At 69.8% G+C, this 10,011-nt stretch carries 8 protein-coding genes and 2 pseudogenes; 7 read left to right on the top strand and 3 right to left on the bottom strand.

The genetic code is table 11. The features are described 5' to 3' along the window. Positions 1 to 95: 95 nt before the first annotated feature. The 5 genes and pseudogenes from ACIOEW_RS40950 to ACIOEW_RS40930 form a co-directional block, all read left to right on the top strand. A pseudogene (locus tag ACIOEW_RS40950) lies at positions 96 to 1,154 on the top strand (YcaO-like family protein); the annotation flags it as partial. Beyond that, positions 1,151 to 2,014: a class I SAM-dependent methyltransferase gene (locus tag ACIOEW_RS40945; protein WP_401970672.1), complete on the top strand. Its 864-nt coding sequence runs from the start codon at positions 1,151 to 1,153 to the stop codon at positions 2,012 to 2,014. The pseudogene ACIOEW_RS40950 and the gene ACIOEW_RS40945, both read left to right, overlap by 4 nt. Then, a complete protein-coding gene (locus ACIOEW_RS40940) occupies positions 2,011 to 3,024 on the top strand; it encodes an NAD(P)H-dependent glycerol-3-phosphate dehydrogenase (protein WP_401970671.1) in 1,014 nt (337 codons plus the stop codon). Before ACIOEW_RS40945 ends, ACIOEW_RS40940 begins: the two co-directional genes overlap by 4 nt. A gap of 59 nt (positions 3,025 to 3,083) precedes the next feature. After that, positions 3,084 to 3,440 (top strand): hypothetical protein, encoded by a 357-nt coding sequence (locus ACIOEW_RS40935; RefSeq protein WP_401970669.1) that lies wholly within the window; start codon positions 3,084 to 3,086, stop codon positions 3,438 to 3,440. Further along, positions 3,421 to 4,284 carry a hypothetical protein gene (locus ACIOEW_RS40930; RefSeq protein WP_401970667.1) on the top strand — a complete coding sequence of 288 codons (864 nt, stop codon included), beginning with the start codon at positions 3,421 to 3,423 and terminating at the stop codon, positions 4,282 to 4,284. The genes ACIOEW_RS40935 and ACIOEW_RS40930 overlap by 20 nt, the downstream gene beginning before the upstream one ends. 95 nt (positions 4,285 to 4,379) lie before the next feature. On the opposite strand, the gene ACIOEW_RS40925 is transcribed toward ACIOEW_RS40930, so the two are convergent. After that, positions 4,380 to 5,066 carry an HAD family hydrolase gene (locus ACIOEW_RS40925; RefSeq protein WP_401970664.1) on the bottom strand — a complete coding sequence of 229 codons (687 nt, stop codon included), beginning with the start codon at positions 5,064 to 5,066 and terminating at the stop codon, positions 4,380 to 4,382. A gap of 135 nt (positions 5,067 to 5,201) precedes the next feature. Here ACIOEW_RS40925 and ACIOEW_RS40920 point away from each other — a divergent pair, with 135 nt between their 5' ends. Together ACIOEW_RS40920 and ACIOEW_RS40915 are read left to right on the top strand one after the other, a co-directional pair. Next, positions 5,202 to 6,392 (top strand): helix-turn-helix domain-containing protein, encoded by a 1,191-nt coding sequence (locus ACIOEW_RS40920; RefSeq protein WP_401970662.1) that lies wholly within the window; start codon positions 5,202 to 5,204, stop codon positions 6,390 to 6,392. A gap of 105 nt (positions 6,393 to 6,497) precedes the next feature. Further along, positions 6,498 to 7,067, top strand: coding sequence for a hypothetical protein (locus tag ACIOEW_RS40915; protein ID WP_401970660.1), 570 nt, complete (start codon positions 6,498 to 6,500; stop codon positions 7,065 to 7,067). Positions 7,068 to 7,274: 207 nt separating this feature from the next. Here ACIOEW_RS40915 and ACIOEW_RS40910 read toward each other — a convergent pair whose 3' ends face one another. Together ACIOEW_RS40910 and ACIOEW_RS40905 are read right to left on the bottom strand one after the other, a co-directional pair. After that, positions 7,275 to 7,670, bottom strand: a complete 396-nt coding sequence (locus tag ACIOEW_RS40910) for a hypothetical protein (protein WP_401970658.1) — start codon at positions 7,668 to 7,670, stop codon at positions 7,275 to 7,277. 1,347 nt (positions 7,671 to 9,017) lie between these two features. Further along, positions 9,018 to 10,011 (bottom strand): annotated as a pseudogene (locus tag ACIOEW_RS40905) (hypothetical protein); the annotation flags it as partial.

Genomic DNA, 10,011 nt, shown 5'->3' with positions numbered 1-10,011 from the left:
GCATCAGGCATCCAGCAATCGACTTCAGACCGTCGCTACAGGCGCCCAAGCAGCAGCCATACGCACGCCATCAATGATCGGCCGGACAGCTCCTAGGCGAGTACGGCATCACCCGGGTCGCGGACCTGACCCATCTGGACTGCATAGGCCTGCCGGTCTTCACCGCCGTCCGGCCCGCATCGCGGACCCTGAGCACGTCGCAGGGGAAGGGTGCTACTCCGCTGCTGGCGAAGCTGTCGGCGGTCATGGAGGCGATCGAGCTGTGGCATGTCGAGCAGCCGCTGCCCATCGCGGCCCGCGGCCCGGCCGCCGACGTCGCGCCCGGCTGCCCGTTGAGCGCGCTGCCGCTGCAATCCCCGTACTCCGAACAGGCCCTGGCGCCTCTGGTGTGGGACTGGACCAGTGCCACCGCGCTGGTGCGCGGCGAGAGGGTGCTGATGCCGGTCGACCTGGTCCGGCGCCGCTCGCAGCGGCCCGAGTGGACCCCGGATGTGTGGCGGGCGACCAGCACCGGACTGGCGTGCGGCAACACCCGTGCCGAGGCCGTGCTCCACGGCCTGTTCGAGGTGGTGGAACGCGACGTGCTGTACCGGGACGGGCAGCTTGGCGGGCGGCGGCGCACGCTGATCGACCCCGCCACGGTTGAGGACCCGCACGGCCAGGAGGTGATCGCCCGGCTGACCGTGGCGGGCATGGCACTGGAGATCGCACTGGTGGAGAGCCCCTACGGGCTGCCGGTGTGCGTGGCCTACCTGTGGTCCCAGGACCACCCCGTCGTGTTCGCCGGCGGCGGCTGCCACAGCCTCCCTGACATCGCGCTGACGCGGGCACTGACCGAGGCGGCGCAGTCCCGGCTCACCGCCATCTCCGGGATGCGCGACGATCTGCCCACCGATCCCGGCAACTTCGACACCACCGCTTTCAGCCCGGCACGGACGGCCGGGCTGACGCCGTGGCCGCAGGCAACGGGCCGCCTCCCACTGGTGGGTGGCTCGTTCGCCGCCCAGGCTTCGGCGGTGGCCCGGCGCGTCGAGCACGTCACCGGGCACGAGCCGGTTGCCCTGGACCTGTCCGCACCGCACAGCCCCGTCCACGCCGTGCAGGTCGTGTGCCCCGGCACCCGCTCCCGGATCAGGAGGTCGATGCCCCGATGAACCCCACCACCGTGCAGCCGGGCCAACGGGCGTCCCAGTACGACGCCTTCTATGCCGCCCGGGCCGGCACCGGCCTGGTCGGCCATCTCTACGCGACGGCCATGGGCGAGGACTACCCGGCAGAGGTCGGCGCTTCCAGCTCCTGCGACTGGCATCTGCTGGGGCTGCTGACCGCGCGCCTGCGCCTGCGCCCGGGACGGCTCCTGGTGGATGCCGGGTGCGGCACCGGCGGAATCGGCCTGTGGCTGGCCCGTGCACTGGCTGTCCGCCTGGAGGGCTTCGACCTCTCCCCCGTCGCCACCGCCCAGGCCGCCGCGCGCCGAACCGCCTTCCTCGGCACCCACCGCGACCGCGCCGTCTTCCGCACCGCCGGGTTTGAGAACACCGGTCTGCCCACCGGCCACGCCCAGGGCATCGTGTGCGTGGACGCGCTCGGGCGCGCCACCGACCGCGGGGCGGCGCTGAGCGAACTCGCCCGGATCCTGGCGCCGGGCGGTCGCCTGGCCGTGACCCGGGCGCTGCGACGAGGAACGAACCCGCAGTGGCACGACCAGCTCGCCGCGGCCGGGCTGGTCCAGGAGCACGTGGACGAACGGCCCGGCGAGCCTGCGATGTGGGAGCGCCTGTACCGGCTGTGGATCGAGCACGCCGTCCAGCTGCGGCACGAACTGGGCGAGATCCCGGCCCGGCACATGCTCCGCGAAGCGAAGCAGACGCTGCCCACCCTGCGCGGCCGCCGGGCCATCCTGCTGACCTTGCGGCGTCTCCCGCACGGACAGGCCGGCATGGGGTCGGCCGATACGATGACCAGGCCAAACAGCCACCCCGGCGACCGGCCGACCGGAAGGAACCCGCAGTGACTCAGCAGCGCAGCGCCCGTGCGGCGGTCTTCTCGGCCGGGTCCTGGGGCACCGCCGTCGGCAAGATTTTGGGCGACGCCGGCACCAGTGTGACCATGCACGCCCGGCGCGGTGAGATCGCCGACGCCATCAACGCACAGCACCGCAACCCCGCGTACTTCCCGGACGTCGAACTGCCGCGCAACCTGACGGCCACCACCGATCCGGTTGAGGCGCTGGACGGTGCTGACTTCCTGGTGCTGTCCATTCCCGCGCAGTCCCTGCGAACCAGCCTGGCCGCCTGGGTCCCACACATCGGCCCGGACACGGTGATCGTGTCGACGATGAAGGGCATCGAGGTCGGGTCCGGGCTGCGGGCCAGCCAGGTCATCACCGAGGTGACCGGTCTCCCCGCGGAGCGGGTCGCCGTGCTCTCCGGGCCGAACCTGGCTCGCGAGATCATGGCCGGGCAGCCTGCCGCCGCGACCATCGCCTGTCCCGACGAAGGTGCCGCCCACGCTGTTCAGCGGGCCTGCCACACGCCCTATTTCCGCCCGTACACCAGCACGGATGTGACGGGGTGCGAGCTGGGAGGGGCGGTGAAGAACGTGATCGCGCTGGCCGTAGGTATCGCCTCCGGGATGGGGCTGGGCCACAACGCGCAGGCCATGCTCATCACCCGGGGCCTGGCGGAGACCACCCGCCTGGCCGTGGCCATGGGCGCCAACCCCGCCACCCTCGCCGGGCTCGCCGGACTGGGAGACCTGGTGGCAACGTGCTCCTCGCCCCTCTCCCGGAACCGGACCTACGGGACGCACCTCGGCCAGGGCCTCAGCATCGCTGAAGCCACCGCCGCCACCCGGCAGACCACCGAGGGCGTCAAGTCCGCGCAGGCGATCCTCGCCCTGGCCCACGCCCACGACGTCGAGATGCCCATCACCGACGTCATCTCCGCGCTGCTGCACGAAACGCTCACCCTGGAGCAGGCCGCCGCCGCACTGATGCAACGGCCTCCCAAAGCCGAGCGCTGACCTCGCGGCGGGCCGAGGCCCGCCGCCACCTGCACCCTCCCGACACGGAGGTCTCACCCATGCCCGAATTAGTGCTGCCCACCTGCCAGATCGCCGCCACCCTCGCTCTCACCCTCTGGATGATCAGCGCCTTCACCACCCGGCCCGGCCGCTGGCTGCGCTGGAAAATGTTCTGCCGCGCCACCTTCACAGTCGTCTCGCTCAGCGGCACGACGAAGGACGGCCGAATCGAGCTGGTCAACGTCTACGACTACCTCTCCCCCGGCAGCTTCATCCTCGGCCCGCCCCAGCTCCAGACGATCCTCGACCACCTCATCCGCAGCGGCCACTACGAACGGATCGACGGAAACGGCCGCATCCTCTCCCACCGCGGCGAGCAGCCGGTCGAAGTGAGGCATGGCCGTGTGGTTCTTTGACGCCCTCGCCTCCGGATTCCGCACCCCCACCGACCCCGGCCGGCTCCAGTACTTCCGGATCCTCTACGGCACCGTCCTCACCGCCCGGTTCGCCCTCTCCATCGGCCAGGGCGGCTGGAGCCGCTTCATTCCCGGCTCGCTCAGCCTCCACCTCGCCGAACAGCGCTACGGCCCCAGCCGGACCCGGTACCTGGCGAGCCTGTACCGGCCCGCGCTGATCATTCGCACGGCCGCCGCCCTCACCCTGGCCTGCGGGGTCCTGCCCCGCCTGTCACTACTGATCGTCCTGGCCGGCGCCGCGATGGAACTCCTCTACCTCCGCAGCCCCAACGCCGTCCGGTACACCCTGCTGACCGGGACCTGCCTCCTGGCCGCCGGAAATCTCGGCCACGGCCTGCACATCGAGCACGACCCGAGCACCGCCAACACCTGGGCGCAATGCCTCCTCGTGCTGATCACCACCGACATCTACTTCAACAGCGCCTGGCAGAAACTCCGCTCACCGCAATTCCGCACCGGCCTCTACCTCGCCCAGTGGGTCCACGTCTACACCCAGGTCAGGGACCAGCTCCCCCACCGACGGGGCCAGTACGCCGTCCCAGGCATCGTCCGACGCCACCTCGGCAACCTCACCGATCGCGACATCCGCATCTGGCAACTGACCGCAGCCGCCGCGATCACAACGGAACTCGCACTGCCCCCCGCCCTGCTCATCCCCCAGACCACCCCGTACGCCGCCGCTGCCGGCATCGCCATGCACGCCGCCTTCACCTGCCTCAAGCCCCGCCAGCTCATCACCTTCTCCGGCCTCACCGTCAGCACGTACCTCGCCTTCGGCGGCTGAGGGAGGTGACCGTGGGCTTGCGCCACCGACTACGAACCGGCGCAGCGCCACGGGGTTGAACCTCTCGGGCGTCGCTGTCCCTCGTAGGGGTCTGGTCAGGTCAGGAGTGTGCGCAGGGGGGTGACGTCCTGGAGATCGGAGACGGCCAGTGTGGGCCCGGCCTTTTGGAGCTCGGTGAGGCTGGTGCGTCCGGTGGCAACGGCCAGGACGGCAACACCGGCTTCCCGGCCGGCTGCAACGTCGGCTGGGGTGTCGCCGATCAGCAGGACATCCGCCGGGCGCAGAGGTGCTCCCGATGCTTGTGCGGTGCGGGTGATCGCTGTGCGGACGAGTTCGGCCCGGTCGTCGTGGTCCTCGCCGTAGCCGCCGCAGGGGAACCGGATGTGGGTGTCGAGTCCGAAGACGGCGAGCTTGATCTCGGCGACGGGGCGGATGTTGCCGGTCACGACACTCTGCACGACGTCGTCCATGGCGGCCACGGCCGCGAGTGCGGCGGCCGCGCCGGGCAGGGCGTGGCCGCGCTCGCGCAGATCATGGGCGTGTGCCTGATGGCGCTGGGCTGAGCAGCGGGCGAATGCTTCGAACTGGGCGCGGTCGGTGTCGATGCCGTGGAGGCGTGCGGTCTCGCGGAAGATGACGGGTTCGGTCATGCCGTCGACCAGTGCCTGTTGCTTCATGGGCTGTCCGGTGACGTGCTCGAAGCACTGGCCGAACAGCTCGCGCCCGACGCCGCGGGTGGCGATCAGGGTGTGGTCGATGTCCCAGAGAACGAGCTTCATCATCGGCCTCCGGGCCTGGGTGGGCAGTAGCGGAGCTCCACGGTGTCACACGTTGGGTGAATCCCGGTCTCCGGTGTTGAGTTCGGTTCTACGCTGGGCCGGACACCGCACGGAGGGAGGGCCATGAAGGACCGGCCCATGCTGCCTTTCAGTGACCGCATCCGCCAGCGGCGGATCGAGCAGGGGCGCACCCAGGCGGTGGTGGCGGGGCTGTGCGGGATCAGTACGGAGTACCTGTCCCAGATCGAGCGCGGACTGAAGACCCCGGCCCGTGACGTCATGGCCCGGCTTGCCGCGGAACTCCAACTGGCTGTCGGATCCTTGATGGGCGACGTTCCCGAGGCAACGGCCGACGCGTCACCTCCTGTGGGATCGCGGGTGGCGCAGGCCCTGCTGGGACACCATCGGCCTCCCGCAGTCCCCTTTACTGCCGCCGGCCTTCGGGAGCGGGTCGAGGGGCTCTGGCGGACATGGCAGTCCTCCCCCACCCGGTTCACCACTGCGGAGCGCCTCTTACCGGACCTGATCCGCGACGTCGAGGGAACCGTCCGTGCCCTGCGCACCAGCCCCGATGCCGGCGAGCGGCGCGAGGTCTTGCGCACGGCGGCCGACCTCTACGGCATGCTTCGCTCCTACTGCCGGCGGGCCGGCCGCATGGACCTGGCGATGATGTCGGCCGACCGGGCACTGCGAGCAGCCGAGGACGCGGACGACGCCCTGCGGATCGCCGTGGCCCACTGGAATCTGGGGCACGTGCTGCTCTCCCAGCCCGGCAGCGAAGCCGACGCCGTCGACATCGCAATGACCGCCGCGGCGCAGCTCGACCACGCACATGCCATGTCGGATGAGACGGTGGCGGTGCGCGGGGCGCTCGAACTCGTTGTCACGGTGGCCGAGGCCAAGGCCAGGCGTCCCTGGGCTGCCCGCGACCGGCTGAACAAGGTGATGCCGCTCGCGCAGCGGGCCGGTGAGGGCAACGTGCTGTGGACCGTGTTCGGGCCCACCAACGTGCAGCTCCACGCCCTGTCGGTCGAGATGACGGACGGCGACGCCCTCGAAGGACTGCGCCTGGCCGACCAGGTCGACATCAGCCAGATCGCGTCCAACGAACGCACCTTCACCTTCGGCATGGAAGTCGCCGCCTGCTACGCCCTGCGCCGCGACTACGCCGCCGTGCTGGTCCACCTCCTGGAGCTGGAGCAGCTGGCCCCCGAGGACCTCAACCGCAGCCCGCTCGCCCAGAAGCTGGTTACCTCCCTGGTCCGCCAGTCGCGCCCGACCTACCGGCGCCAGGCCGTCGCGCTGGCCGAGCGGCTGCAGCTGATGTGACGACGGCACGTACTCGTACGGCCAGTACGCCCGTACAGCGCGTACGAGACGTCGCGCGGGTCGGTTCGTACGGTCGCCTCTCACGCCGTCGACCAGAGGACCGTCATGAACACTGCCAGCACCGCTGAGAACGAGGCCGCAGGCCCGGACGGAACCCGCATCGTGGCCGCAGGGACGGCATGGGACGCGGTCCGGGTGGGACGGTTCCTCGGCCTCGAGGCTCTCGAACGGCTCGGCTCTGCAGCAGGCCCCGTTCTCGTGGATCCCGCTGCCCGGACGATGTACTTCCTCGTCCCGGCCGGCAGCACCCATGACTGGGACGTTCTCCAGTCCCAGGCCCTGGGAGAGACGAACCACGTCGTCATTCCCCCCACAACCCGTCAGTCACCACCAGGCCCCTACTGGCTGGTCAGCTCACGTCGCACCCTCACCAGCACCCCGCAACTACGCGAGGCACTGCAGGCGGCACTGGGCCCGCGCACCACCCCACCTCTCAACCTGGCCCGCCTGACCCTCGACCAGATCAGGGGATGGAGCTGCGCCCTGTGCAACGCCCGGCTGCACGCCGACCGCCCGCTCGGCACCTTCTCCACCGGCCACGGGATCCTCACCGACCCGACAGAACTCTGGGCATGCGCACCCACCTGCAAAGCGGCCGCTGGAACCGGCCCCTGAATCACAGCCGGCAGGCCGAGCTCAGACGGCCCATCCAGCACCCGGCCGATCAGCCCGTGATGTGGCTGATCGACCGATCATGCGCACGGGGGTTCCCGAGCGGACTCCCGGATCGCCGCCGCTCTGGGGAGGGACCGTGCGCGCGCGGCTGACTCCACGTCGTTCGTGGGGAGTCGGCTGCCTGAAAGTGTCAACCGCGCCTCGCATTCACTGGGCAGACCGCTGGACGGCAGCTAGGACGGTTGAGCGGAAAGTCCGCTTGTAGGTTGCGTCCGTGTGAGTGACGTACCGCCAGCGGTCCTTCTGATAGCCCGGATCGTCCTGCCAGCACAGTGCCACTGTTACGAGACGGCGCCAGGCCTCCTTCAACTGGTGGTGCAGCTGCAGCTTGTCGTCCGTGAGCGCCGGTTCGTCGACCTCCAGTGCAATTCGCGCATCCCACACCGAGTCGGTCACCAATGCGCCCAGCGCCCTCGCGATCCTGCCCTCCGGGCTCTCCTGCGAGACCTGCGCGGCCTGCTGACGGATGCGTTCTCCTACGAACCGCTCAATGGCCTCTACGTCGTGCCACGTGATGTCGACGGTGTACGTGATCGGACTCAAGTGCACTCCCCCATGGCCTTCGGGTCGGAGACGGCACGCTAGCTGGCCTGACGGATGTTGCGCAGCTGGATCACCGGAGAGCACCCTCACGTAGGACACCGGTCTACGCCGCCTCAAACTGGACACAGAATTCGGCTCAACAACCGCCATGTACCGGCTGCTCGCTGCGGGGAGCTACCCGGAGAGCGAGGCAGGCTTCTGAGCATGTCGGTCGCCCACGCCTGAGTTCGTGTCACGCTGGCACTCAAATGTCTGTAAAGCAGTTGACCCCGCGTACGTGCGAAGTGACCGCGGGGCCAACCCAGAGAATGCCGTCCTGTCAGGGCACCCCCACCGACCGTACGACCAACTCAGCCTGACCGCCCGTCGAGAACAGCTCACCCGCGATGCCCTGCAGAGGCGCGGAGGCAGCCCCCCGCCGGCGGCCGCTGGTCCTCGTTGTTGTGCAGACGCTGCTGGCCGCCTGGGAAGAGAACGACGCGACAGGCAACCACGTCCTGGCCTGCCTCGACCGGATGGGCCCGGCCGCAGCACCAGCCCTCCCCCGCATCCAGGCCGAGCTCACACTGCCCCAACGCGGGGGACGATTCCGGAGCGTCGACAACGACGCGGAAGTACAGCGCCTATGCCGCGACATTCTGGCTCGCCTCAGCTGCTTGTGAGCGGGCCGCTGTCGGCCTGCCGAAAGGAGGATTGACCACTCACCATGAGAAGTCACCACGGCACCTGCCACGGGTGAGCTCGCGCGGAACTCACCATGCAAACTCACCACGAGAACTCACCACGGCTTGGTGAGTGCGTCCGCGCTGCAGTCCTGATGGGCCTGTCGGCGCGAGGTCAAAGCGGCCGGTCATTGGCCATGACCGAAACACAGGACCGGTCATGACCGGCGACCGATGCAGGTCGGGTCGGTCACCGGTCACCGGTCACGGCCGCCGGTCGGTCACCGTGCTCGTCGGTCACCGGTCACCGGTCACGGCCGCCGGTCGGTCACCGTGCTCGCCGGTCACCGGTCACCGGTCACGGCCGCCGGTCGCCGGTCGGTCACCGTCTCGTCGGTCACCGGTCACGGCCGCCGGTCGCGCCCCTATTGGTCTTTGTGGAGTCAACGAGGGCTCAGTCGAGCAGGGAGTGCCAGTCCTGGCTACCCACGGAGAGACTGCGAAGTGGCGGCCGAAGGGCGGGGAGGGCTGGCTCAGATGGATCACGCAGAAGTGCGAAAAGTGCGATGAGAGGGTGACCGACTTGCTGGCATCGGTCATGGTGGAGACCGGTCAGTTCGGGGCCCGACATGGCTGTGGCCGACGACCAAGAACAGTCACCGGCCACGTGCGAGCGGTGGTTCGGTCAGCGGTTGACCGACCGCAGATGTGCGCGGCCCTGCTGCCGCCGTTGCCCTTCGAGGCGCTCGGCCGCGGCGTTCACACGCCGCTGTCCCGTCTTCGGGGACAGACCCAGCCGACGGGCGACCTCGGCACCGGTGAGCCGACCACCGGACTCCTCCGCCTCGACCAGCCACCCGACCACGGTGTCGATCTGCTGCTCAACCGGGTCCAGTTCGGGCTCGACGCTCTGCTGGGCGGGTACCAGCGCAGCAGCAGCACCCGTGCTGGTGACGGTGGCCTCCCAGGTACCTGGCTTGCCAGGGGGTGCTTCAGGCGCTCTCGGTGCCGGAAGATCGAGCATCTGCTGCGGTCGTCCTCCACCGTGGTCGGCCTGGTTCATCAGCGAGACTGGCTCCATAGTCGGCTGGTCTTCCTGCTGGGAGGCAGCCTTCGGTTCAGGCGAAGACGACACGGCCACGGATCGGCCAGCCTCGGCCGTACTGCCTGCCGCAGGGTCGGGTTCCGTGCCGAGGGCATCAGCATCGGCGGCCGAAACGGATGCCGCCTGATCGGCGCCGGCTGGAGCTACACCTGCCTTCGGGGCGCTCACCTGGTGCTGCGTCACCTTGAACTCGTGCAGGACGGGCCGGAGCAGCACCTCCGGAAGCACACCGCCTGTGGCAGGGTCAACGACTCCGTACTTCGCGAGGAACAGGCCGAACTGCCGGGCGTTCGGCAACTCCCCGAACTGGCTGGCATAGCCCAGGATCGCCTCGTCGTAGTCGATCTCAGGCAGCGCCGGCTTCTCCCCTTCGACAGCGCTTCCGGCGTCTTCCCTGTACTCCGTCCGCACCGGCTCCGCGAGCGGTGGGGCAGCTTCGTGTGACTCCTCTTCGGCCAGAACATGCTGACGGGCACCCACGAGTTCGGGCTGCGGGGCCGTCTCCACGGCGACGGCGGCTGCCGGGGCGGCGGCTTGGGCGGGGGCCGGGGGCAGCAGGGCGGGCTCGATGCCG

The sequence above is a fragment of the Streptomyces sp. NPDC087901 genome, assembly GCF_044742205.1.
Taxonomy (GTDB): domain Bacteria; phylum Actinomycetota; class Actinomycetes; order Streptomycetales; family Streptomycetaceae; genus Streptomyces.
Note: the sequence above shows the minus strand (reverse complement) of the source record. Positions and strands in the feature narration are given on the sequence as shown.